This is a genomic window from Campylobacteraceae bacterium, from assembly GCA_013215945.1.
GTDB lineage: Bacteria > Campylobacterota > Campylobacteria > Campylobacterales > Arcobacteraceae > NORP36.
Window position 1 is genome coordinate 296,940 of the sequence record JABSOM010000002.1, and the last position, 25,097, is coordinate 322,036.

The 25,097-nt window shown below is 28.8% G+C and carries 28 protein-coding genes; 19 read left to right on the top strand and 9 right to left on the bottom strand.

The window, feature by feature from the left end; all coding sequences use genetic code 11:
• The first annotated feature begins 146 nt into the window (after positions 1 to 146).
• Complete coding sequence (locus HRT41_03420) at positions 147 to 3,035, top strand: leucine-rich repeat domain-containing protein (protein NQY23053.1); 2,889 nt, start codon at positions 147 to 149, stop codon at positions 3,033 to 3,035.
• A gap of 249 nt (positions 3,036 to 3,284) precedes the next feature.
• Here the strand turns inward: HRT41_03420 and HRT41_03425 are convergent, their stop codons facing one another.
• Complete coding sequence (locus HRT41_03425; GenBank protein ID NQY23054.1) at positions 3,285 to 3,482, bottom strand: hypothetical protein; 198 nt, start codon at positions 3,480 to 3,482, stop codon at positions 3,285 to 3,287.
• 15 nt (positions 3,483 to 3,497) lie between these two features.
• Positions 3,498 to 4,283, bottom strand: coding sequence for a transposase (locus HRT41_03430; GenBank protein NQY23055.1), 786 nt, complete (start codon positions 4,281 to 4,283; stop codon positions 3,498 to 3,500).
• 593 nt (positions 4,284 to 4,876) lie between these two features.
• Between HRT41_03430 and HRT41_03435 the strand changes: the two genes are divergently transcribed.
• From HRT41_03435 to HRT41_03475, 9 genes are all read left to right on the top strand, one after another.
• Positions 4,877 to 5,113, top strand: a complete 237-nt coding sequence (locus HRT41_03435) for a CopG family transcriptional regulator (protein NQY23056.1) — start codon at positions 4,877 to 4,879, stop codon at positions 5,111 to 5,113.
• Positions 5,106 to 5,375: a type II toxin-antitoxin system RelE/ParE family toxin gene (locus tag HRT41_03440; GenBank protein ID NQY23057.1), complete on the top strand. Its 270-nt coding sequence runs from the start codon at positions 5,106 to 5,108 to the stop codon at positions 5,373 to 5,375. Before HRT41_03435 ends, HRT41_03440 begins: the two co-directional genes overlap by 8 nt.
• A gap of 683 nt (positions 5,376 to 6,058) precedes the next feature.
• Positions 6,059 to 6,283 (top strand): hypothetical protein, encoded by a 225-nt coding sequence (locus tag HRT41_03445; GenBank protein ID NQY23058.1) that lies wholly within the window; start codon positions 6,059 to 6,061, stop codon positions 6,281 to 6,283.
• Between the two features lie 646 nt (positions 6,284 to 6,929).
• The gene (locus tag HRT41_03450) at positions 6,930 to 7,907 is read left to right on the top strand and encodes a dihydrodipicolinate synthase family protein (GenBank protein NQY23059.1); all 978 of its coding nucleotides are present in this window, start codon (positions 6,930 to 6,932) and stop codon (positions 7,905 to 7,907) included.
• Positions 7,908 to 8,095: 188 nt separating this feature from the next.
• A complete protein-coding gene (locus tag HRT41_03455; protein ID NQY23060.1) occupies positions 8,096 to 8,581 on the top strand; it encodes a GNAT family N-acetyltransferase in 486 nt (161 codons plus the stop codon).
• Between the two features lie 195 nt (positions 8,582 to 8,776).
• Positions 8,777 to 9,907 carry an aminotransferase class V-fold PLP-dependent enzyme gene (locus HRT41_03460; GenBank protein NQY23061.1) on the top strand — a complete coding sequence of 377 codons (1,131 nt, stop codon included), beginning with the start codon at positions 8,777 to 8,779 and terminating at the stop codon, positions 9,905 to 9,907.
• Positions 9,908 to 10,350: 443 nt separating this feature from the next.
• Positions 10,351 to 11,115, top strand: a complete 765-nt coding sequence (locus HRT41_03465) for a hypothetical protein (protein NQY23062.1) — start codon at positions 10,351 to 10,353, stop codon at positions 11,113 to 11,115.
• 127 nt (positions 11,116 to 11,242) lie between these two features.
• A complete protein-coding gene (locus HRT41_03470) occupies positions 11,243 to 11,488 on the top strand; it encodes an AbrB/MazE/SpoVT family DNA-binding domain-containing protein (protein NQY23063.1) in 246 nt (81 codons plus the stop codon).
• Positions 11,482 to 11,814, top strand: coding sequence for a type II toxin-antitoxin system PemK/MazF family toxin (locus tag HRT41_03475; protein NQY23064.1), 333 nt, complete (start codon positions 11,482 to 11,484; stop codon positions 11,812 to 11,814). Before HRT41_03470 ends, HRT41_03475 begins: the two co-directional genes overlap by 7 nt.
• 144 nt (positions 11,815 to 11,958) lie before the next feature.
• On the opposite strand, the gene HRT41_03480 is transcribed toward HRT41_03475, so the two are convergent.
• Positions 11,959 to 12,408 carry a GNAT family N-acetyltransferase gene (locus tag HRT41_03480; protein NQY23065.1) on the bottom strand — a complete coding sequence of 150 codons (450 nt, stop codon included), beginning with the start codon at positions 12,406 to 12,408 and terminating at the stop codon, positions 11,959 to 11,961.
• 255 nt (positions 12,409 to 12,663) lie between these two features.
• On the opposite strand from HRT41_03480, the gene HRT41_03485 reads away from it, so the two are divergent.
• Positions 12,664 to 13,110, top strand: coding sequence for a hypothetical protein (locus HRT41_03485; protein NQY23066.1), 447 nt, complete (start codon positions 12,664 to 12,666; stop codon positions 13,108 to 13,110).
• Between the two features lie 82 nt (positions 13,111 to 13,192).
• Here HRT41_03485 and HRT41_03490 read toward each other — a convergent pair whose 3' ends face one another.
• Both HRT41_03490 and HRT41_03495 read right to left on the bottom strand, forming a co-directional pair.
• A complete protein-coding gene (locus HRT41_03490) occupies positions 13,193 to 13,537 on the bottom strand; it encodes a hypothetical protein (GenBank protein NQY23067.1) in 345 nt (114 codons plus the stop codon).
• A 104-nt stretch (positions 13,538 to 13,641) separates the two neighbouring features.
• The gene (locus HRT41_03495; protein ID NQY23068.1) at positions 13,642 to 14,238 is read right to left on the bottom strand and encodes a TetR/AcrR family transcriptional regulator; all 597 of its coding nucleotides are present in this window, start codon (positions 14,236 to 14,238) and stop codon (positions 13,642 to 13,644) included.
• Positions 14,239 to 14,370: 132 nt separating this feature from the next.
• Here HRT41_03495 and HRT41_03500 point away from each other — a divergent pair, with 132 nt between their 5' ends.
• The 5 genes from HRT41_03500 to HRT41_03520 all read left to right on the top strand — a co-directional run bounded on the left by HRT41_03500 (position 14,371) and on the right by HRT41_03520 (position 18,504).
• Positions 14,371 to 15,237 carry an SDR family oxidoreductase gene (locus tag HRT41_03500; GenBank protein ID NQY23069.1) on the top strand — a complete coding sequence of 289 codons (867 nt, stop codon included), beginning with the start codon at positions 14,371 to 14,373 and terminating at the stop codon, positions 15,235 to 15,237.
• A gap of 278 nt (positions 15,238 to 15,515) precedes the next feature.
• Complete coding sequence (locus tag HRT41_03505; GenBank protein ID NQY23070.1) at positions 15,516 to 16,796, top strand: diguanylate cyclase; 1,281 nt, start codon at positions 15,516 to 15,518, stop codon at positions 16,794 to 16,796.
• Positions 16,797 to 16,997: 201 nt separating this feature from the next.
• Positions 16,998 to 17,135, top strand: a complete 138-nt coding sequence (locus tag HRT41_03510; protein NQY23071.1) for a hypothetical protein — start codon at positions 16,998 to 17,000, stop codon at positions 17,133 to 17,135.
• 133 nt (positions 17,136 to 17,268) lie between these two features.
• Positions 17,269 to 17,742: an effector binding domain-containing protein gene (locus HRT41_03515; GenBank protein NQY23072.1), complete on the top strand. Its 474-nt coding sequence runs from the start codon at positions 17,269 to 17,271 to the stop codon at positions 17,740 to 17,742.
• A 174-nt stretch (positions 17,743 to 17,916) separates the two neighbouring features.
• Positions 17,917 to 18,504: an NAD(P)H-dependent oxidoreductase gene (locus HRT41_03520; GenBank protein NQY23073.1), complete on the top strand. Its 588-nt coding sequence runs from the start codon at positions 17,917 to 17,919 to the stop codon at positions 18,502 to 18,504.
• A 17-nt stretch (positions 18,505 to 18,521) separates the two neighbouring features.
• On the opposite strand, the gene HRT41_03525 is transcribed toward HRT41_03520, so the two are convergent.
• Both HRT41_03525 and HRT41_03530 read right to left on the bottom strand, forming a co-directional pair.
• Positions 18,522 to 19,403 (bottom strand): AraC family transcriptional regulator, encoded by an 882-nt coding sequence (locus tag HRT41_03525; protein NQY23074.1) that lies wholly within the window; start codon positions 19,401 to 19,403, stop codon positions 18,522 to 18,524.
• 91 nt (positions 19,404 to 19,494) lie between these two features.
• Entirely contained in the window at positions 19,495 to 20,895 is a 1,401-nt protein-coding gene (locus HRT41_03530) for an aspartate aminotransferase family protein (GenBank protein NQY23075.1), read from the bottom strand.
• 118 nt (positions 20,896 to 21,013) lie between these two features.
• Between HRT41_03530 and HRT41_03535 the strand changes: the two genes are divergently transcribed.
• Positions 21,014 to 21,889 carry an AraC family transcriptional regulator gene (locus HRT41_03535; protein ID NQY23076.1) on the top strand — a complete coding sequence of 292 codons (876 nt, stop codon included), beginning with the start codon at positions 21,014 to 21,016 and terminating at the stop codon, positions 21,887 to 21,889.
• A gap of 88 nt (positions 21,890 to 21,977) precedes the next feature.
• On the opposite strand, the gene HRT41_03540 is transcribed toward HRT41_03535, so the two are convergent.
• Positions 21,978 to 23,060: a methyltransferase gene (locus HRT41_03540; protein ID NQY23077.1), complete on the bottom strand. Its 1,083-nt coding sequence runs from the start codon at positions 23,058 to 23,060 to the stop codon at positions 21,978 to 21,980.
• 412 nt (positions 23,061 to 23,472) lie between these two features.
• On the opposite strand from HRT41_03540, the gene HRT41_03545 reads away from it, so the two are divergent.
• Both HRT41_03545 and HRT41_03550 read left to right on the top strand, forming a co-directional pair.
• On the top strand, positions 23,473 to 24,225 hold the full coding sequence (locus HRT41_03545) for an SDR family oxidoreductase (protein ID NQY23078.1): 753 nt from the start codon (positions 23,473 to 23,475) through the stop codon (positions 24,223 to 24,225).
• A gap of 4 nt (positions 24,226 to 24,229) precedes the next feature.
• Positions 24,230 to 24,583 (top strand): AraC family transcriptional regulator, encoded by a 354-nt coding sequence (locus HRT41_03550; protein ID NQY23079.1) that lies wholly within the window; start codon positions 24,230 to 24,232, stop codon positions 24,581 to 24,583.
• A gap of 29 nt (positions 24,584 to 24,612) precedes the next feature.
• On the opposite strand, the gene HRT41_03555 is transcribed toward HRT41_03550, so the two are convergent.
• Positions 24,613 to 25,097, bottom strand: a 485-nt coding sequence (locus HRT41_03555; protein NQY23080.1) for an IS110 family transposase, incomplete at its 5' end; no start/stop codon positions are given.

Genomic DNA, 25,097 nt, shown 5'->3' on the forward strand with positions numbered 1-25,097 from the left:
TATTAAATATCAAAATTTGTTAATTCTGTGACGCAAACTGTGACGCAGTTTTTGTATACTGACAGCAGAATTATAATTTTAGATTAAAGATATCTGTCCCCAGAAATTTAAAATAAGTATACTTAAAATAAAAAGGAAAATGTTTAATGAATGAAATAAAGGATGATTTAATTATTTCTATTGAAGAAGCTAAAAAAACCGGAATATTGAATTTAGATTTTACTAAATATAACTTACAAGATATACCTAATGAGATTTTTAAATTAGATAATTTAACTTCATTAGATATAAGAAATTTTAGAGAAAGCTTTATTTCTGAATCCCTTGGAAACTTAGTGAATCTAGAAGAACTTACTTTTATTAACTGTATGTTAATAAAAATACCAGATGCCATTAGTAATTTAAAAAAGTTAAAAAAATTTACTTTTATGATGACTTTTGAGAAGGACTTATCGTCTAAATTAGAGTCACTTCCTGATTCTTTTGGAATGTTGGAAAATCTTAGAGAATTAGATTTGATGGATGCCAAATTAACCTTTCTTCCTAAAAGTATGGAAAAGCTAATAAACCTGGAATTTCTTTCATTATATGGGAACTGCCTTAAGGAGTTTCCTAAATGTATAAAATATATGAAAAAATTAAATTATATAAATTTAAATAATAATTCTGAAATAAAAAGTATTCCAGATTTTATTTTAGAATTAACTTCACTAGAAAGTCTTGCTATAGGTCCAATTGGAATTAATAGCTTTCCTTCTATTCTTGTAAAGCTTGTAAATCTTAGAGGACTTTACCTACAAGAAAACAACTTAAAAACTATACCTGAAAGTATAGGAAAGTTAGTTAATTTAAGAAAACTTTCACTGCATGGTAATCAAATAAAAAAGATTCCTGAAAGTATAGGAAAATTGGTTAATTTAACAAGTTTTTTGATAGACAATAATCAAATTAAAAAGCTTCCTGAGAGTATAAAAAATTTAAAAAACTTAAAGGAATTTAATTTTATAAAGAATAAATTTGATGTTCCTCCTGAAATAAATAAATTAAAGCCTATTGAAATTATAAATGAAATATTAAAATATCAGAAAGCTGAAATAGAAGGTACTCTCGAACCTATACATGAAGCAAAAATTATATTTATAGGTGAAAGTAATTATGGAAAAACACACCTTATCGAATTACTTCAAAATGGCAAAATTAAAAGGAAAATAAATACTACGCATGGAATTGAGAGAAGTAAAATTTTAATTTCAAATAAAATAAAAGATATACGTCTTAATATTTGGGATCTTGGTGGACAAGAATTTATGCGAAGTACACATCAATTCTTTTTTTCTGAACGTACTTTATATGTCTTAGTAACTCTTGCACGCAGAGAAAGAAAAGAGCTTAATCACTGGTTAAAGTTAGCCAATCAATTAGGTAAAAAAGCACCTGTTTTAATTGTAATAAATAAAATAGATATAGATTCCCATGATTTAGATAGAACAAGTCTCGAAAGAGATTATCCAAATATTGTTGGATTTGTAAGAACTTGTATCAATAATTATGATAAAGTGAATTCAAGTGATACTATTGACGAATTAAAAAATAAAATATTTGAAGTAATAAGGAATAAAGACCTTATGCCTAGTGTATATGAGCTACGTCCTATAGATTGGTTTAAAGTAAAAGAAGAATTAGAAAAATTGGAAGATGAAGGTAAAGATTTTATTTCGTATGAAGAGTATGAAAAATTGAATTTTATAAAAAATCTACCTGAAGATGAAAAAAAAATAAATCTAAAACTTCTTAGTATGCTTGGATCAGTTATAAGCTTTGTAGATGATCCCCGATTAATAGATACTAATGTTATAAATCCTCAGTGGATTATGGATGGTGTTTATGCAATTATTAATGATTCTATTGTAAAAGATCAAAACAAAGGTAAATTAAATATTAATGATTTGGAACGTATTTTACCAAAAGATAAATTTCCTAAAAGTAGACACACATATCTTTTAGATTTAATGAAAAGATTTAATCTTTGTTATGAAGCAAAAGATGAAGTCGGGATCTATTTTATCCCTGATCTTTTTGAAGATATAGAACCTAAATTTGATTGGAAAGATGATAATTTAATGCATTTTAGATATGACTATGATGATTTTTCTCCTGATGCATTTATGACCAGATTTATTGTTGAGATGAATCATGATATTGTAGATAAAAAACGTTGGAGAAGTGGAGTGTATATTTCAAATGGTTCATGTCAAGCAAAGATTTATCAATCTTATCGTAAAAATTATATAAATATTGAGATAAGCGGAAACAATCAAGATCGTAGAAGTTATTTATATTCTATTAGAGAAATCTTTAGGAAACTACATGAACCATTTAAAAACATGAATATACTAAAAGAGGTAAAGTATAAAGATTATTGGCTTGATTATGAACGGTTATCAAAATTAGAAGAAAAAAATAAACCTTGGTATCATGAGAAATTAGATGAAGACTTACCTATTACAGATCTATTAAATGGGTATTCCTCGCCAAAAGAAAGAGATGGTACTTTGCAAATCATTAAAATATTCCTTGCATCATCTTATGAGTTAAAAGAAGATAGAGAACAGTTTGAGATTTTTATTAATCGTAAAAATAAAAGATTAATTGATGAAGGTGTTTTCTTGAAACTTGAAATTTGGGAAGATTTCATTGATGCAATGTCTCAAACTAGATTACAAAATGAATATAATACTGTAATAGAACAATCCGATATTTTTGTAAGTTTATTTTTTACAAAAGTTGGTAAATATACTAAAGAAGAATTTGAAATAGCTTTTGGTCAATTTAAAGCAACAGGTAAGCCCATAATTTATACATATTTTAAAAATGCAAATATTAATGCAGAAGATATAACCGAAGAAATTCAAAGTTTATTAGATTTTAAAAAGAGACTTAAAGAGTTAGATCACTTTAGAACAGTTTATGATAATATTTACGATTTAAAGGAACAGTTTGGGAATCAGTTAGAGAAGATATTGCCAAAAAAATAAATGGGAAAATAAGATAAATAAAAATAAAGGGGACAGTTGCCACCTTAAAAAAACTTGAAATTTAAAAATTCATAGTAATCCTTTTCTTTAAATCAAGAGTTTCTTCAAATTCCGGTGACAGTATACCTAACTCCTCAAAGTCCTAAAATATAGGTATCTAAAAGAATAAATGGGGACAGTTACCACCTTAAAAAAACTTGAAATTTAAAAATTCATACTAGTCCTTTTCTTTCAATCAAGAGTATATTTCTACTCTTGAACTCCACAAGCTTTTGCATAAAATTCTTTGTTGTACTGTTTATCATTTCTGTATAAACTATGAGCAATAATTATCATCTTTCTCATAACTGCGATTTGTGCAACAGTAGTATGTTTTCCATTTTCTTTTAGTCTTTCAAAAAATCTTTTAAAGTTTTCATCAAATCTAATAGCCGTCATTACTCCCATAAATAAAGTGCCTCTTTATAGTTTTGAGCCAGCCTTTGATATTTTTGGTTTCTTATGTACAGAAGTTCCCGATTCTTTTACAATTGGATCTAAACCAGACAGTGCTACTATTTGTCTTTGATTTGCTTTTGGATATTTAATAAATAAATGTAATAAAACTATTGCACCAACTTTACCAATTCCTGATAATGTTTTTATATTATTGTATTTTACTAATAAGTCTTCATTTTTTTCTATTATATTCATTACTTGATTTAGAATATCTTCTTGCGTATTCTTTAAATTTTTCATTGATTTTTTTAGTTCTTTTATTACAAAAGAACTTCCATCTTTAGCACTTAAGGCTTCTAAATGATTGGATGTTTTAGTCTTTTGTTTTGAAGTGAATTTATAATATCCCATAAGCTCTTTTATACTTTCTGCTTCTTCATTGATATAAGGTACTTTAATCTCATTGTCTCTTGCTAAATGAAGACTTTTAGATAAAACAATAGAATCTACTTCATCTGTTTTGTTTCTTTGTCCTAAGGCTTTAGCATGATTTGAGAATTGTTTAGGATTAATTAAAAAACATTTGATATTTTTATCTTTACAAAATTTTGTAAGAGCAAAAGAATATGAACCTGTTGGTTCAAATATAAATACTAAAGAATCTATTTCTTTTTTATAAAGCTTTTTTAATTTAGAATACAAGGCTTTAAACGCCTTTGAATTATTTTCAATCTCAAGATTAACTTTATTAATTGGTATATATACAGCAATTAATTTTTTACTAACATCTAATCCGATACAATTATACACCGTGAACCTCCAATAGAAATATTTGAGAGTTCGTTAGGCTAGGAGTTAACTCCTAGCTGATTAACGTTTTTACACATAACCTAACCTCGTGTAATACGATCTAGTAATAAATACCGATCTTGTTGCCACTCAAGTTTAAAGTGTAATTATCTGACTGTCCCACAAGCTAGTTTATAAATTTAAGTTTTATTAACCGCTTTCGCACCATTTCCAATATATTAACCTATTAAACTCTCTAGATTCATTATATCATGTGATACGAGGCACGAATGGTACTAAGAATAGGGGTCTGACCCCATTTAGTAACTTTTCTAAGAATAGGGGTCTGACCCCATTTAGTAACTTTTCTTAGTTAAAACTTAAAATATATGAGTGCCTTCAACCTGTTTTCTTCTCTTTTTACTAAACAAAACTACAAATTAAAATAACGGGGACACGATACTAAATTATTAAAAGAATAAATAAAAATATAACAAATTCTAGCAGCGAACACAGAGCATCGCTGAAGTCGAACGATATATCCATAAGACGAATTTGACAAAGTGAATAAATTTGAATATAATAGTATTGATAAATATTCAAAGGATTATGTTATGAAAACTGTAACAATGAGAGTAGATGATTCTATCTACGATATGATTAAACTTGCTGCTGATGGGCAAAAAAGAAATCTTTCAAACTTTATTGAATTTGCAACAATACAATATTTGACATCTTCACAATTTGTAGAAAATGATGAAATGAATGAAATTATGGATGATAAAGAACTTGTTCAAAATTTAATGAATGGATTAGATGACTTTAAAAATGGTGATTACACTATTGTCTAAGTATCAAATTGCTGAAACTAAAACTTTTGAAAAAGTTAAGAAAAAAATTGATAAAAAGTTATATTCAAAAATTGTAAATTTTGTGTATCCTCAACTTCGAGAAAATCCATATTATGGTACTAATATTAAAAAACTAAAAGATAATCTTGAAGGCTATTATCGATATAGAATTGGAAATTATAGACTTTTTTATCTAATAAAAGATGATAAACTGATTATCGCTATTGTTGATTTTAAACATAGGCAGAAAGCTTATGAATAGTATTATAATTTTTATTTAAAATGTAAACTAAGTAATAGAAAAGGTGTAGAAAAGTTGTCAGGCACTAATTAGTAACTTTTCTTAGTTAAAACTTAAAATATATGAGTGCCTTAAACCTGTTTTCTTCTCTTTTACTAAATAAAACTACATTCCTTACGGCTCTTCCTCTGACTTTGATAAAGCTAAATCTTTTTATTTCTTAGCGCAAATAGGTGAAAACTGTTAGAGCGTAAGAAAGGTGCTCTTTAGCACGTTTTAGTGAGTTTTTGAACCTAGCTAAGAAATAAAAATATTTAGGTACCCGAAGGGCTTTATCATCTCGTCAGTTGCTTCTTTTTGTTTCTTTTTCTTCCAATGAAGAAAAAGAAAAAGCGCAAAGGAACTTTGAATGAGCTCTTAAAATTATCGAATTATCGAATTAGATACGAGGCCCTAATTAAGTGAATTTGCGTTTGCTTAAGAGGGAAGGTTTACTTGATCACTTGCTTAAAAATCATTATGAAGTGATAAAAACCTAAAAAAAGTTTTGTATATAAGAAAAAACCTTAGTTTTTTAATAAGAGGGGCTCAAAGTAGCTTGTTAATCTTAAATGTTATAAGATTTTTTGATTACTTGGCTTTTCTAATTTCTTTTTTATGTTTTTCCTTATACAATACAAAAAAATATAACACTAGGCTAGAATATGAGTACTAAAAAAAACTCCTCGAGTATTAAAACTACTTCTTCAGAAAAAATGGCGGCTAGAAGCAATCAAGACAAGAACAGCGTTAGGGTTGGTTTCTCTCAAAGTAGATATGAGAATGAGCAGGTAATTAATGCAAGAAAGGGTGCTAATTTAGAGCTGGCCAAAACGAAAGCCAAAAAGAAAGCCAAACTAGCTAAAGCCTCCAAACGAAAAAACAAATAAAATTACACCCCATGGGTAACAAATCCACTTTTGGAATTTGGAATTGGAATTCTGGGGGCAGTATACTTAATTGATTAAATCTAAAATCTCACACTCTAAAAGCATTTTTTAAAGATGCTAAAAAATTTTTATCTCTGAAATTTAATTTTAAACACTTAGCTATTTTATTCAATATTAAAATTTGTCAATTCTGTGACGCAGTTTTTGTATACTGAATTTAAAGGTGCCTGTCCCCTTTTTTTCTTTTTTTGAAGTAACTACTGTAGACAGGAAGAAGACTGTATAAGGGCATAACTGTAGGCAAAATTTTGATTTTTCATCAAATTTCTTATTTCGTAAAATTTAAGATTTATTTAAGCTAAATTGGAAATTACTTCTGATATACTTCTGATATATCAGTTGATATATCACTAATTTAAGGTGTTATATTATTACTATATTACTTAGATGTAAATAATTAGTACAAAATATTAAATTAGCTAAAACTGCTGCTAACATAGGTAATAAAAATGTTAGAGAACCTAGACTTCCATTATATGGAAAAGAAAGAGAAGCAGTTCAAGCTGTAATCGATTTAGGTTTAAAAAACAGACCAAATTAACAACACTATAATAATATAATTTAGACAAAACAAAAGGATATAATGATGAATAAAAGAGAAGCAAGTAATACAGATTGGCTTTATACGGTTATGCCGGCCGTTTTTACATGGCTAAAAGAGTCAGAATCCGGTGCTCTTGAAATTGACTTTGATGAAACACGAAGACAGGCTGAATATGTTTTAAAAGCTCAAGGAAAGGGCGGAAGCAGAATGGGCGGACTTGTCGCTTCTGGTACTTTAGGTGAGAATAGTTACCTGAGCAACGAACAACGTCTTTCTTTACTTAAATCCCTTTCTGAAGTTGCTAAAGAATATAATGTTCCATTGATCAGTGGAGCTGTGGCAGAAACAAAAGAAGAGATTGCTAAAATCATTGCAGGACTAGCAACGGTTGGTGTGGATACTGTTATGGTTATGCCTCCAAAAACTAAGGCACTTCCTTCTGATGAAGATATGTATGCGTACTATGCTCTTGCTGCAACAGCTGCAAAAGAGGCAGGCGTAACAATTATGCCTTACAACAACCCTGATGCAGCCGGATATCATGCGATCTCAACAAATATTCTTAGAAAACTTGCTGAGCTACCTGAAGTAGTTGCTCTTAAAATATCGACTATAGATGTTTCAACTATTGAAACACTGATGTTAGAGAACAAAGATTTAAAAATCTTGGCAGGTGTTGACACTGTTACTGTATATGCTGGACTTGCTGGAGCATGCGGTGGTATTACCGGTGTAGGTACTGTATTCCCAAAAGCTAGTGTTACTATGCAGGAGTATGTTTTAAAAGGAGAATGGGCTGAGGCATACAAAGTTTCTCAGGCTATGAACTCTATTTCATATCTTGATGGTCAACCGCTGCTTATGGAATACCTTAAGTTTGCAATGGGAATTCATCATAATGATGCTGTTGGAGGACTTCGTACTCTTGGTAAAAAATTAACTCCAGAGCAAATTGAAGATGTTCGCGCAAGATATACTCTAGCAAAAGAAAGAGTTGATGCATTGGGTTTATTAGACTAATCCTTCTAAATATTCTGCAAAATTCCTGGGACAGTATACCTAATTGACTAAATAGTTAAATAGGTATACTGTCCTTCGAACTTCTAAATGTAAATCTTACATAAAACGTGCATGATATAGATATTATTAAGGCTTATTTATATATTATGTACTACTAAATAAAGAGTTATGTCTCAGAAGGTTAAATTATGTCTATTAGCTTAATTTCAGAAAATTCATGGAATAGTATTCTAAAAATTCAAGAAGAGGCTTATACCGATATTTTACCTGAAGATATAAATGTGCTTAAAAGTAAGTGGATTTCATCTCCCAATACTTGTGCTGTTTACCTAAATAATGACAATAAAGTTTTAGCTTATCTATTAGCCCATCCATGGGCGAGTGAAGTACCACCTAAGTTACATGAAAAGAGCCAGATTACTAATAGCATAAATCTATATTTACATGATTTGGCTTTAGCGCAAGAGGCAAGAGGCAAAGGTATAGCTAAAAACTTAGTAACTAACTTAATAGATAAGGCCAAATCACAGGGCTTCGCTAAAATATTTTTGGTAGCTGTTCAAGGATCAGATACGTTTTGGGCTAAGTTTGGATTTATAGTTAAACCTAATGCGTTAATTTGTCCGAGTTATGGGGATGATCCCAAATTAATGACATTAGAGTTAACGAAATAACAAGGGTTTTCAAGTCGAACAAATTACACTTGGTTTTTTGTTTGCACTTCACTTATTTTAGCCAAATGCAATTTACCTCTTAAAACGGCCTTAGATTACCTTTGATTTCACTTTTAAAATAATAGGAAATTGACTAAGTAGTTAATTAGGTATACTGTTCCAAGAATTCTATTGATTAAAAAACAAAGGTTGATGATGCACTTTAGGACTAATCCATTAGATATTAATTTGGAACACATTCGGTCTTTTTTTCCTCTTACAAAAGAAACTGTTTATCTTAACAGTGCTTCTCAAGCTCCTTTAAATACCTTAGTATATGATAGACTTCAAATGCTTTTGAAGAGAGAATTAAATCCTGCTTTAAAAAAACCTTTTAATCGTGATGATATACGAATATTACTCTCAAAATTATTGGGTGGTTCTCCTAGAGAATATGCTTTGACTGCTAGTACTGGTCATGGTTTGGGAATGATTTCTCTAGGTATTGATTTTAAGAGAGGCGATAATATTATAATTCCAGAACAAGAACATTGGAATAATACCTTTCCTTGGTTAAACCTTGAAGAAAAAGGTGTTGAAATTAGATTTGCTAAAATAAATGAAGACAATAGCATAGACCCAGAATCCATTGAAAAACTAATTAATAATAAAACAAGAGTAGTTGCTATTGCTGCTGTAAGATTCAATAGTGGATTTAGACCCAATTTAGCTGTAATAGCAAAAATAGCACATAAGAATGATGCATTGTTTGTTGTTGATGCTGCACAAGCAGCTGGAATGCTTCCTCTTGATGTGCAAAAAGATGGAATTGATGTAATGTCTGGCTGTGGTTTTAAATGGTTATTAGGTATGCACGGAACGGGGTTTTTATATGTTAATAAAAGAGTTATAAAAAGAATTAATCCCATCTTACCTGGTATGTTTTCAGCTGATGCTGTTTATGATAAACTTTCTTATCATGAGGACTCTAGGAAATTTGAGACTGGAACACTTGCTTACACACTTTTTGATGCGTGGAGAGAAGGTTTACAATTATTACTTGATCTTGGCATAGATAATATTTATGAAAAAGCTTTAGAGAACACAGATATTTTGATTGAAGGTCTTAGAAAAAAGAACTATCAAATAGTTTCCCCTACAAAAAAACGTGAAAACAGAACAGCTATTGTTCATTTTAATGCAGGTTCTTTAGAAAAAACAAAAGCTCTTTATATAAAACTAAAAGAAAACGATATTCAAGTCTCTTTACAGGCTTCAAATATAAGAATAAGCCCCAACTTTTTTACTACAAAAGAAGAGTTAAGAAAATTCTTAGCTGTGGTATAAGAAGACAGAAATGGGGTCTGAGAAATGGGGTCTGACCCCAAATAGTAAATTCCTTAGTTAAAACTTAAAACACATTAGAATAAATGGTGAGAGGCACCTTTAATTCCTCTTTATCTTGAACTATCAGCCTTGTTTGAGGCACCTAAGAGAACTTATAATGAAATTAACAACTCAATAGCCTTTTGTACTCTAAAGAGTCTTCTATTGTAATGTTTAGTCTATTAAGGAGTGAATTTGGATAATATACTTCAAATAATTCATATGAACATATGGAATTAAACAATTATGTTAGTAAACGTAAAAGAGAAGATATAATACATAAAATAAAAAGTAGCGACATTTTATCAAAGAAAAAATAGTTAAATACCCAATCAAGACTATTTATGTGACAATACAAAATCAAAAAATATATTAGCAAATATAAATACTAAGGAAATATTAAAATGGAAACAATTTATTCAAAAAAAAATCATCAAGAAATTAACACTAAAGTTTTATTTAAATCATCTGAATTTAAAGAGAGTGTAATGAAAGAATCTGCAGAAATATTTGCACTTATATCACGGACAACAAGATATATGCCAGAAATAGTTCACAAAGGAGATTCTCTTAATATAATTTCCTATTTTGACAAAATGAAAGAATTATACTTCAGCGAGCGTTCTATTAAAAATATGAGAGATATGTCATTAAGTAGATGTTTTTTCAACACAGAAGCTCAAGAATTTAACCTTGAGATGATAGAAAAAGAGCTAAAAGAATCAGGGGAATTTTCAAGCATAGAAGATATATTTAAAGCGTGGGAAGAGCACCCTGTAAATCAAGTTTCATTTTTAACTCCTCTTTATCATATGGGTTATTTTTTGGTTTTAGCAGAGATTTCAAATAACAAAAATTTAAAAAATAAACTTAAAAACAGAGCTTCGAGTTTTTTAAGAGCTTACTTTAAATTAGAAGAATATAACGCTGTTATTGATTATAAAGTTGATGTAAATATAAAATCTTTAACTTTTACAGAGCTAATAGCCCAATGGATGTCTTTTATTAATTCATTTTTAAGTGATTTTTCTGTTTATTTAATTAAATCTGAACAAAAAGTGACTTATGAAAATAAAGATGAAATAGTGTTAAATTTTAAAAATATAATGAAAGATATTAAACCAAAATCTCTTAATATTAATGAAGCGATTTTGACTTACTTAAAATAAAGAAAAGATGTAACTGTCAGCATTTTCCTAAACTATATTTGTTATGTAACTTTAATAGTTAATACATTACTTGTTGACAGATATATGTTCTTATGATATACTTTGGATATACATAGAAAGGTAAATTATGACAGCAATTATTTCAAGTTGGGGAAATTCACAAGGGCTAAGAGTTCCAAAACATATTATGAAAGAATTAAATTTATCTATTGGTGATAAAATGAATATTGTAATTGAAGATGAAAAAATAGTATTAGAACCAATCAAACAGACTAGAATAAAATATAATATTAATGATTTAGTTAAGCAGTTACCTAGTGATTATAAAGTTAATGAAGAATTTGATAATAAAACTGGATTAGAAGAGTGGTAAAATACATTCCTGAACAAGGAGATATTGTAGCTTTGAGTTTTGATCCACAAAGTGGACATGAACAAAAAGGACGAAGACCTGCAATAATTATCAGTAATAAAGTATTTAACAAACATCTTGGGCTTGCTTTTGCATGTCCTATAACTAACACAAAAAGAAATTCTCCTTTTCATATTGAAATTGATAGTGAAAATATAACAGGTTTTGTCATGGGTGAGCAAATGAAATCAATAGATTATAACTCTAGAAATATTAAATTTATTGAAAAAGCAAATCAAAAAACTATGAATGAAATATTAGGTATTATTGATAGTATCATACAGTAAAAGCATAATAAAAAAACTACACTTAAGAGAATAAATCTCCACTTCTAAAAAATAAAACTACATTCCCCACGGCACTTATCCTGACGTTGATAAAGCTAAATCCTTTTATCTTTTAGAGAGATTGAATGCTCTTGAATGCATTTGCTATTTAGTTAAGGATTTACGAAAAACCACCATTGACGAAAGGCTAAAATCATGCTTTTGGTAAAACCTATGAGCGCCTTCATTATCATGATCTGTTAATAAGGTAATTCGCTTACATCCTTTCTCTCTCGCAAAATCTATAGCTCGTTCTAAGAGCTTACTACCAACACCAGAGCCACGACCTTCTTTGGATACTACCATATCCTCAAGTATACCAACTCGGGCTCCAATCGCTGTAGATACGGTATATAAGATATTTACCATTGCGATGATATTGTCATTTTCTCTAACAATTAAAATATCTCCAACATCATCATTCTTTATTACCGATGATAATCCTCGAATTTGAGAATTACGATCAGATTTGAATTCTGATTCTTGGGTAAAAAGTGAATCTAATAGATCACATAACACAGGGATATCTGAGCTTTTTGCAATTTCAATTTTCATAATTTACTTGAATCCTTTTTATATATAACTGTTTATTTCTTGCATTATATATCAATATTACTTTAGGAATTAAGAATTTAGAATTCCTGGGACTTATACTTAATTAAGAAAATGGCCTTCCTCTCATTAGTAACTTATCTTAGTTAAAACTTAAGATATATTAGAAAAGGTGTCCGGCACAAATTTATAAAGAAAATTTAGAGTAAAATGTTTATAATTGCTTTTTAATAAATTGTTATAGTATAAGGAAATTAGATGTACGAACATGGTTCTTATAAGATTAAAGTTATTAATCAAACAATAATTGTTGAATGCTTTGATTCTTGGAATATTGAAACTGTATTAAGATTTTGTAAAGAGTATAAAGAAATGGTAGAAGAGATAAAGTCTAAACCTTGGGCGTGTTTAGTAGACTTGAGTCAATGGGAATTATCAACACCAGATATGTGGGATGAAATATATAAGTTGAATGAATGGAGCAATGATAAAAATCAAAAATATGAAGCTGTTATTTGTTCCTTATCTTTGCAAGAAAAATTAGTGAATAATAGCCATAAAGCTTTTATTAATGTTGAAAGTAATTTTTTTAAAAATATTGATCAAGCATGTAATTGGTTAACTAGTATTGGTGTATTAAATATTGAAGAAGCTAGTTGTCTGATGGTAGGTAAAGAAAAAATGGGGTCTGACTCCTATTCGTAAATTCCTTAGTTAAAACTTAGAAATTACACCCTAGAGGGAACAAATCCACTTTTTTAACGTGGATACTGAGGTGTGATTTTAATTAGGGACAATAAGGACAATCATAATCTGTATTCTCAGGTTTTATGGGGTGGCTTTTATTATCTATTTTCTTTTTATCAAAAGCATGATAATTTTTGCACTCTTTTACAAAAGCACTTTTAGGGCTTGAAGCATAGAAGAATTTAAATCTTTTATATTTATTAATCCAATTTTTAATTTCAGAATTTATATCTGTATCAGAACGACCATAATATTCAACTACAAATAGACCACTTTTACTTTCATGTCCTAAAGCAAAGTTTCCAGCTGATATTTCTGTGATTTCATAATCTACACTCTTAGCTGTTAATACATAAGAACTTTTCATTCCAATAGATCTTTTCATATATTTTCCTTACAATCATTTTTTCCATGATATTTATACTAAGCGTAAGATACCATCCTTTCACTGAAAATACAGCAAATAAATGAGGGAAGGCACCTTTAAATTTATACTTTAGATAATCCCAATCTAAATACATCAATAGCATCTTCAACCATGATAGAATATTTTCTTTCTTCTATTTTAAAAAAGCCTTTATGTAAAATAATACCATCAATCATACTTACTAATACTCTTGCAAAAGTTTCTGTGTTTAGTGTAGGTTTAACTTGATTGTTTTGTATAAGTATTTTAAAGTTTTGTGCATAAAAATATCCTATTTTGTCAAATAAATTTTTATAATCCTTCATAAATACATCTGATGAAAGTTTAGAACCAAAGGCTTCAAAAAAGATTGGTATAAACTTACTATCTTCTTCATTTATTAATAATGCATTTTTGATATATTCTAATAATTGTTCAAGTGTTTGGCAATACTCTTTGGGTAATAAATCATTTAAAAGCTTTTTAAAATGCAGTTCTGTAATACTTGATATTAAAACATCTTTAGATTTAAAATAAAGATAAAGTGTTCCTTTTGCAATATTAGTTTCATTTGCTATTTGATCCATTGTTGTTTTATTAAATCCATATTTTAAAAATGATTGTAAAGCAGCATTTATTATGCTCTTTTTCATGAGTTCTTTATCTACAATTTTGGGCATTATATTCCTTATTTAATACTATATTATATTATGACTTATTAGTCATTAAAAGTTTAAGTTCTCTTGACATTATATAAAATATTAGCTAGTATTTATTATGACTTAATAGTCAATTTAAAACAAGAGAAGAAAATGAAAAAAGTATTAATTGCAGGAGCCACTGGATATTTAGGTAAGTATATAAGTGCCGAACTTAAAGCACAAAGTTTTTACACTAAAGTATTAGTTCGTAATTCTAGCAAGTTTGAAGAATATAACATTGAAGTAGATGAGATGATTCAAGCTGAAGTTACAAACAAAGATAGCCTAAGTAACTGTTGTGAGGGCATTGATGTAGTGATTTCCTCTCTTGGAATTACAACACAAAAAGATGGACTTACTTATATGGATGTTGATTATCAAGCTAATTTAAATTTGCTAAAAGAGGCTAAACAAGCAGGAGTTAAAAAATTTATATATGTTTCAGTTTTAAATGGAAATAAATTGAAAAACTTAAGAATTTGTGAAGCAAAAGAATTATTTGTGGAAGCATTACAAAAATCAGGTTTAAAATTTTGTATAATACGTCCAAATGGTTTTTTCTGTGATATGAGTGAAGTTTATTATATGGCAAAAAAGGGACGTATTTATTTATTTGGAAATGGAAGTATAAAATCTAATCCTATTCATGGAGAAGATTTAGCTAAAGTTTGCGTAAATTCAATCAATTATGAGGACAAAGAAATAGAAATAGGTGGACCTGAGACATTAACTCAAAATGAAATTGCACTTATTGCTTTTAATGTACTGGGAAAATCCCCAAAAATAACTTATATTCCAGATTGCATAAGACTTATGATTCTGAGTTTAGCAAAACTGGTATTAAATAAAAAAACTTTTGGACCCATTGAGTTTTTTATGAATGTTATGGTTCTGGAAATGATTGCACCTGAATATGGAAAACATACATTAAAAGAACATTTTGAAAAATTAAAGAATGAAAAATTACTTGAAACATGAAAAAAACCTCATGAAAATCCCTGAGATTGAAACTCCACTTTTCTAAAATAAAACTACATTCCTCACGGCTCTTTTACTGATTTTGGAAAAACTAAATCTTTTTATTTTTTTGTGCATAAAGGTTGTAAGTGTTCCCATTTATTAAATAAATGACAAAAAAAATTATAAAAAAACTTAAATCATAATCTCAATCAATGAATAAAAGTTGTTGAGTTGATATAATCTGATATATAAAAAGTAAAAAATAAACCCTTGTGTTTAATAAAAAAGTGAGAAATATGAGTAAAATAAATAAAGAATTGCTAAAAAATATAACAGTATTATATGTGGAAGGTGACGATTTAATAAGAGAAGAAGTCTCTACTTTTTGCAAACAATATATAAAGAATTTTTATTGCGTTAATAATGCAGATGAGGGAATAAAACTATTTTCTAAGATTAATCCTGATTTACTTATAATTGATTTAGCTATGCCTAAAAAAAATGGCTTAGAAATGATTAAAGAACTGAATACGAAAATTCCTGTTATTTTTACTGCAAAGTATTCCGATATGGATCTTTTTTTAGAGGCTATATCGTTTAATATTTATAAATTTAACACTAAACCGATTAATTTAAATAAGCTAGTGTTAAATATTCAAGACAGTGTTTATTCTGGTATTTTTAGAGAAAAACTATTTGAAAAGATGAGTTTATTGGATATTATTGATGAAAATGTACTTATTTCTATTACTGATAATAAGGGAATAATAATTGATGCGAGTAGTGCTTTTTGTAAATTTGTGAAGTATTCTAAAGATGAATTATTAGGAGAAAATCATAAAAAGCTCAGACATCCAGATATGCCAGATAGTTTTTATGCCAATATGTGGTGCGTGTTAAATGCTAAAAAAGTTTTTAAAGAAGAAATTAAAAACCTAAATAATGATGGAGATGTTTATTGGGCAACCCTAACTATTACACCCGTCCTAGATGAAAGGGGTGAGATTTTAAATTTTATAGCAATTAGACAAGATATCACGAATAAGAAAAAACTTGAGTCCCTCTCTATCGTGGATGAATTAACAACACTTTACAATAGAAGATATTTTAATAAAATAATAGAAGAAGAAATTAGAAGGGTAAAAAGAGAGAATCTAAATATCTCTGTAATGTGTATAGATATCGATAATTTTAAAAAATACAATGACTGTTATGGCCATCCCCAAGGCGACAGTGCTCTTTCCCAGATATCTTTATATTTAAAAGAGAATGCAAGCAGAGCAAGTGATTATGTTTTCAGATTGGGTGGAGAAGAATTTTGCATAATATCTTCAGGTGGGAGAATGAATGAATCTTTTGTTTTTATGGATAGTATTGTAAAAGGTATTGAGGCATTAAAAATCGAACATAAAAAAAGTGATGTAAGTGAATATTTAACTATATCTGCAGGATTGATTGTATTATCAGCAGATAAGATTACAGATTCAAAACACTTATACACCTGCGCAGATGAGGCTTTATATACAGCAAAAAATGAAGGCAGAAACAGATTGCTTTTATCAAATAAATCTTTATGATACTAAGCATTTAGACTTTTTTAAATTTGAGAAAATTCAGGAGAGTTCATAGAAGAGTTTTCCTAATTACAGTTTACTTAATTATTTTTAATTAACTATACATATTCATTTTATTAATTAGGTATACTGTCCCCGTAACTTATTAACTTATAAATACTATAATTATACAAATTACGAATCCCAACAAAAAGAGAAAAAAAAATGGCCAAAATAAATTATAATTATGAAAAAAAAGCAAGAGAAATAGAAAAGAAGAAAAAGAAAGAAGAAAAACTAAAAAAGAAACAAGCTCTAAAAGAAGCTGAATCTAAAGATTCAGATACAAACGAAACTAATTAGTTCATAAAATCAAGAATAGGGGTCTCGTATCTATATGGGATTTCCGTTTACTGTATAACTATTTAAGCACTTAGTCAATTAGTTATACTGTCTTCTACTTACTTGTGTGTAATAAAAAGAAAGAATTAATTTAATGAAATATTCAATACTTGAAAAAGAGACGTTTACTGTTAGTGGACTACAAATAAAACTAAGCACTTCTCAAAGAAAGAATTTTAAAATAATTACACAACACTGGCAAAATTTCAATAATGAATTAAAAATCAACAAGATAAAATTTAAAAGAAATTGGTTAAAATATGGAATTACCAAAAAGATTAATGGTGAATATTTTTATCTAATTGCAATACCTTATGAAAATGATATTATCGGATTTGAAAAAGAAGAAATCAAAGGTGGCACGTTTATTTGTTTTGAACATACAGGAAAAATGGATTTAATAAAATCAAGCATTTTTGATATTTATAAAAACGTTATTCCAAAGTGTAATTTTGAAGTGGAAATAAACAGAACTATGATGCATTATGAACAATATGACCATCGCTTTTTATGGAATAATTCAAATTCAATTGTTGAAATCTATTTACCAATTAAATCAATAAAATAAGAATATCAAGTAAATATAATATTAAAATAATAAATATTTACGCAAACAAGTCTTTTCTAGCCTATAGAATATTATTTGTAGAATTCCTCAAAACATTTATAGAAATGTGCATTCCTTTAATCCTTGAAAATCTATATACTTTCCAAATCTTAAGTCAAAATAAAAAGGTTAAATATGAAAAATATATTAATTATAAATGCACATCAATTTTACGAAAACTTTTCAGAAGGCAAACTAAACTCTGCTATGGTGGACATAGCTAAAAATGAATTTTTAAAAAAAGACTATCAAGTGAAAACAACAACTATTGACGCTGGTTATGATATAAATGAAGAAGTTGAAAAACATTTGTGGGCAGATATTATTATCACCCAAAGTCCCGTTTATTGGTTCAATACACCATGGATTCATAAAAAATATATTGATGATGTATTTACAAGAGCTATTGTTCAACAAAATCTAGTGATTGATGATGGAAGAAGCAGAGAAGATGTTGATAAACATTATGGAACAGGAGGTAAAATGCAAGGTAAAAAATTCATGCTTTCACTTACTTGGAATGCACCAAAAAATGCCTTTGATGACAAAGATCAATTTTTATTTGAGGGTAAAAGTGCTGACGATGCCCTTCTTTCTGTTACTACAAATTATAAGTTTTGTGGAAGTGAAATTTTACCTTCTTTTTCTTGTTATGATGTTGTGAAAAATCCCAATATAAAAGAAGATATAAAAAATTATATCATTCATATACAGGATTTATAGACTACTTAAAGTTAGCCTTATAAACTATACTCTTCAAAAGAAACTCTTGACTCTTTTGGAGAGAATCCAAAATATTTTTTAAATTCTCTACTGAATTGAGCCGTACTCCCATACCCAACCTTGTGTGCAGTCTCACTAACTGAGAAGTTTTCTTCATTTATAAACTCTCTGGCTTTTGTAAGACGAATTTTTTTTATGTATTGAAAGGGTGTATATCCAGTAATCACCTTAAAATAAGTATGAAATGATGCTTCACTCATATCTTGCATTCTTGCTAAAACAGGTATATTTAACTCTTTATAAAATTCATTATGAATCACTTTTAGTGACCTTGAAACTTTCGCTTCATTGCTGGCTTGATTAAACAGTTTATGTAAATAAGAAGCATTATCTCCTTTAGCAACACGATAAAATAATTCTCTAACAATAGCTGCGCCTAAAACATGAGATTCCTCTTTTGAGTTTAAAACACATAATAACCTGTATAAAGCATCATCTATTTGAGGGGTGACTTTATCAATAAAAGGTCCTATTTCACTGTTTTTTGACTCTAAGTTATGCGATGTTGATACATCGTTGATTACTTGGTGCATTACTTTTTGGTTGATTGTAATAACCAAAGCTATTAAGGGCTCATCATTTGAAGGAAAAGCCGTGCATTCGAAGGGAAAAGTTGATGCAGCAACCAAATAGTTATTGGGGTTATACTCTAATATTTTTTCGTGAAGTTTCACTTTTTTAAAGTTTTGTAAAACAAAAATAATACAATTATCATAAAGATGGGCACTTAATGACTCAGGTTTAGAGGTTTTATATATTTTAACATCATCTAAAAATGTATTACAAACTCCATCTTTTTGTATTAATTTATTTACCATATGTAATTTATTTTCATTCATAATCTGACCTTCTAATAATTTGTTAGTATATCAAATTTTATGATGAACTGACCCTAGATATAGGCACAAAGCCAATATCTTTAAGTACTTTTTATATCTTATTTTTGCTATCTACACAAGTGAGCGCTTCTTTAAATATTTTTGCCGTAACTAAGACATCCTCTTCCGTCGTTACCCAAGAACAAATACTTATTCTTATGACATTTTGTCCCTTCCATGTAGCCCCTCCTAACCAGCACGTTCCTGATTCTTGAATATATTTCATGATTTTATTTGTCAAATCATCACTTTTATATCTAATCATAATTTGATTAAAGACAACATCATTTACAATCTCAAAGCTTTCTTTTTCTAACTCATATGCGAGTTCCGTGGCTCTTTCATAAAATCCATTTATGAGTTCTTCTATTCCATCACGTCCAAGATACTTCATCGCCGCCCAAAGCTCAATACTCCTTGCTCTTTTCGACATCTCTGGAGTATAAAACATGCCATCCCTATTTTCATTGTGTACAATATAAGAACCTGAGGAATGTAAAGCGTGGGTTAATGCTTCTTCATCATCACAGAGAACTATTCCATTGTCATAGGGAGTATTTAATGTTTTGTGTCCATCTACAGAAAAAGAATTTGCTTTTTCCATTCCTTTGGTAAGATATTTTAACTTCTTACTGGCAGCTGCCCAAAGACCAAATGCTCCATCTATATGAACCCAAGCACCTACTTCTTTTGCTTGTGTACAAATAGACTCAAAGTCGTCAAACGCGCCAGAACATACATTTCCCGCTTGTAATACAACAATAGTATTTTTATCTAGTTTTGGTAGTTTTGACACCAGTAATCTTCCTTGGGAATCATGGTCTACCCATTCAATATTATCAGTGCCAAATCCTAAAAGAGACACCGCTTTTATAACTGTTCCATGTGCTTGTTTCCCTGCAACTATTCTAATCTTTGGAGCACCTTGAAAACCCTGCTTGTTTATATCCCAATCATTGTTTTTAAATACGCGATAACGTCCTGCTGCCAGACCACAAAATATTGCAATAGATGAGCCACTCACAAATCCTGCCACCGTACGTTTAGGTAATCCAAACAACTCTTTTAGCCAAGATTCGCATACTTCTTCAAGTTTTGAAGCTATGGGAGACATAACATACAAAGCACTATTTTGATCCCAAAAATCACTTAATACCCTAGCAGCAAGTGAAGCAGGAATAACGCCACCAGTTACAAATCCAAAATATTTTCCTCCTAGATGATCCACTGTTGCTTTAGCGCCATTAGTATTTAAAAACTCCAATACATCTTTAGCTTCCATACTTTTTTGAGGTAATTCTTCTGAGAAATTTTCTAAGTTCTGTAAGGCTTCACTTGCTGGATAAACATCTCGTTTACCAACTTCATCTAAATAACTTAAAGAATAGTCTTGTACTTGCTTAAAAATTGATTTGTCTTTAAATTCTTTAGTCATCTTTTCTCTTATATTCATTAAATACCCTTTAATTAATTTTATAGATATTAGTATTAACAAGGTTGTAAGTAAATAAAATTTTATATCAAAAATCTATCATATGTGCTATTTAGAAAAATATTGATACCATACGATTATGTTAAAAGGCAATACGACAAAAGCTCAATATGAGCAAATAAACTTATCTTTAGAATACATTTATTATCACTGTGGAGAAGTTCTTAGTGCAAAAAGTTTGGCAAAAATAAGTGGCTATTCCGTATATCATTTTCATAGGGTTTTTAAAGCAATCACAAGTGAATCTGTAAGCCAATATATTAGAAATATTCGTTTGGAGAAATCTTCTAATTTACTTTTATACAATATTGACAAATCTATAGAAACCATAGCTTATGAGGTTGGGTTTTTAAGTAGCAGTGCATTTAGCTCCGCTTTTAAAAAAAGATTTTCCATGACACCTTCTAAGTGGAGAGTAGAAAACCATGAAGAAAAAAGTGTACATCAAAAAATTGATTCATTGTTTAAGATAAAAGAACCTGAAATTGTCTATAAAGAACAACTTCCTATTACCTATCTTCGTATTCATGGATACAGGAAAGAAATAGAAAATACTTGGATCAGACTTGATAAGTGGGTAAAAGAACAAAAAAACTTAAAAAAAGAGTATAAATACATAGGAGTATTTCATAATTATCCCTCATCTTTGCCCCATGAAGAGTGTAGGTATCTAGCTTCAATTCATACGGACGAAAAAATATCCAAAGGTGGAGAGTTTGGTACTTGTATAATGGAAGATGGCATGTTTGCCAAGTTTGGTTTTTTTTGTACCCATGATGAACTTTATGATTTGATGAAACACGCATACCAGTCTTGGCCAAGTAATTCAAAATATAAAATCAGAAACTTTCCTGCTTATGCGCAGTATAGTGATTTGGAAAATATACTCACTACCAATAAGCAAGATATAGATTTTTTTATCCCACTACAATTGAAAAATGATTTGTCTATATAGATAAATCATCTTGGAATTTTGAGAGAATATTATTCTAAATTTTTAGAAAATTAAGCATAAAAAAACTTATGCTTAATTTATTTTATTTCTAAGTATCGTTGTTACTTAGAACCCATAGTTCTACTTTTTCTTTAGATCTTTGACTTGTTCTTTTTGTTCTTTGAGATAAAGCTTTTACATCTGCTTGTAAAAATTCTTCTTTCTTAAATCTTGTATTGTTTTCTAACTCATCTTTAATCGGGTGAGCTGCGTTTCTATCAACAACTTGTGCAAGATTTGAAAATATTAAAACTAATTTTCCCTCAGGAGCTAGGTGTTTTTTTGCTTCTTCAAAGAATCTAGGAAATAGATCTTCTTCGTAATACATTGCTTTATCAATTCCTTCTTCAAGATCATGTTTAGCAAGTAACCAAGGAGGATTAAAAACAATTAAATCAGCTTTATCTTCATATGAGGTAAATAAATCTCCATAAGATAAGTCTATTTTTTTATCAAAACCTAAACGTGAGCTCTCTTTAGAAACTCCAATAATTGAATTTTTGTTAGTATCAGATGCAAAAATCTTTTTAAAGCCTTTTCTAAGCAATTGAAAGGATAAAACTCCGCTTCCAACACCAATATCAACAGCTTTCTTTTTAGCTCCCTTATAACTTGTTAACCATTTGTCAAATAATACAATATGGTCAAATCTTGTAGGAAAATAGGTTCCGTAATAAGGATGAAGAGATAAGTTTAAGGTTTTAACCTTTAATCCTTTTTCATGCCATTGCCAAGAAGAATTCATACCTTGAACTTCTGGATAAGTAATATAAAAATCAGAAATCTCAGGATATAATATTTTTAACCATCCAATATCAGGGCATTTTTTAACTGCTAATTTATTATTTTCTACTTTTATTAATAAGCGGTGAGAAGCTTTTCTAAAAGCAGATCTATAATCTCTTTGACCTTGAAAACTACTATCACTAAATTCTTGTAATAAAGCACGTCTTAGCTCAACTAAAAGTTCTAGACCATTAGAGTAGAATTCTTCTACAATAACGTATTTACCGTCAATCATCTCTTTAATTGTTGCTTCTGTGTCCATTTTACGATAAAAACTGATAGCATCAACTTCTGTAGTAATAATAGAAGGTCTATCTGGTTTAAGATCTTGTATATTTGTATTCATATATTGATTCCCTTTTGTGTATGGCATTTTATTGTATATAGGCTTAAAATAGGTACTATTTTCAATTTATTTTACTGTTCTTCTAATTCTAGTCACAAATTACATCCTTGGGTTTGAATCTCCACTTTTTTAAGAATTAAACTACATTCCTTAGGGCTCTTTTACCGGTTATTAAGAAAAAGATGCAGAAATGAAATGACTAAATTCTGCTTGCAGACCAAAAAGAAAGTGTTCAGATTAAAGTTAAGAGTATTTTTCAAGACTTTTTTAAATAAAAAGTTGAAGTGAGGCCTAAACAGTTTCTAAACTAATTTATTTATTTTAGACAATTAGGCAAATTATAAAGAGAAATTAACTATTAATATTTTTGATTTTAGATTATAATCAGGGAATAAAATTTAAAGGAAATAAAATGAAAATAGCATTAATAACAGGTAGTAGTAGAGGGTTAGGAAAAAGCATGGCTTTAAATCTTGCAAAAAAAGGTTATAATATAATAATTACGTATAAAACATCAAAAGAAAAAGCACAAGATGTTGCAGATAAGATAAAGTCTTATGGGCAAGATGCAATTGTCTTTCAACTTGACACAGAAAACAGTAAATCTTTTGAAAAGTTTTCTCAAAATTTACGTCTTTGTTTAAAATCAACTTGGCAAGCAGAAGGTATTGATGTTTTAGTAAACAATGCAGGAATTGGAATAAATTCAAGTATAAGTGATACAAGTATTGAAGAGTTTGATAAGTTATATAATATTCATGTAAAAGGAGTATTTTTTTTGACACAAAAATTATTACCTATGTTAAACAATGGTACAAGTATTATAAATATTTCTTCTGGGCTTACCCGATTTGCTTTGCCAGGATTTTCTGCTTATGCAATGATGAAGGGTGCAATTGAAATAATGACTAAATATCTGGCTTTAGAATTAGGTAATAGAGATATAACTGTAAATACAATAGCACCTGGTGCAATAGAAACTGATTTCGCTGGTGGATTTGTGCGAGACAATAAAGAGGTAAATACCTATATGGCTTCTCAAACTGCTTTAGGTCGTGTTGGAAAAGTAGATGATATTGGAGCTTCTATTGCTACTTTAGTATCAAATGAGTGTCATTGGATTAATGCACAAAGAATTGAGATATCCGGAGGAATGAAATTATAATTTCATGAAAAAAGTAAATAAACTATTAACATTCATAGAAGAACAAAAACTTGAGGAGGGGATTAACCAGACAATAATCCCTTCTTTAAGAATTTTTAAATCGTCAAATGTAACGCAAATTTTACATACCGTTTATGAACCTTCCTTATTTGTAATAGTTCAAGGTAGAAAGATTGTCTCAATTTCGAGAAAAAATATTGAGTATGATTCTTCTAAATATTTATGTTCTTCAAGTTTTTTACCTGTATCTGGAAAAATAATAAAAGCAAGTAAAGAAGAACCTTTTTTATCTTTACAAATAGTTTTTTCTTTTGAACAAATTTTTGCTGCTTTAGAGAGTTGCCACCTTAAAATCTAATAAAGTATTTACTATTTTAAAAAGAAATTTTATCTTTTATTCACATCGAACCTTTCGTTATTTTTATATAATGAATGAGATATTACTATCATTTTTCTCATAACTGCTATTTGAGCGACTGTTGTATGTTTACCCTTATCTTTTAATCTATTATAAAACTCTTTTAGTCTTTCATTTTTTTGTACAGCTACCATTACTGGCATGAACAATGTTCCTCTACAAATCTTTGAGCCTGCTTTTGATATTTTAGCTTTTCCTTTTACAGAAGTCCCGGAGCTTTTTTCTACTGGATCAAGTCCTGCTAATGAAACTATTTGTCTTTGGTTTGCGTCGGGGTATTGAATAAAATGATAGATTAAAATAATTGCAGATATTTGACCTATTCCTGGCATCGTTTGCATATTCAAAAAAGATTGAAATAACTTTTTATCTTTAGAAAAATAAGTAAGTATCTTTTTGATTATTCGTTCTTCTTGTTTTTTTAGGAATTTATATTGTATTTCTAATTCTTTAA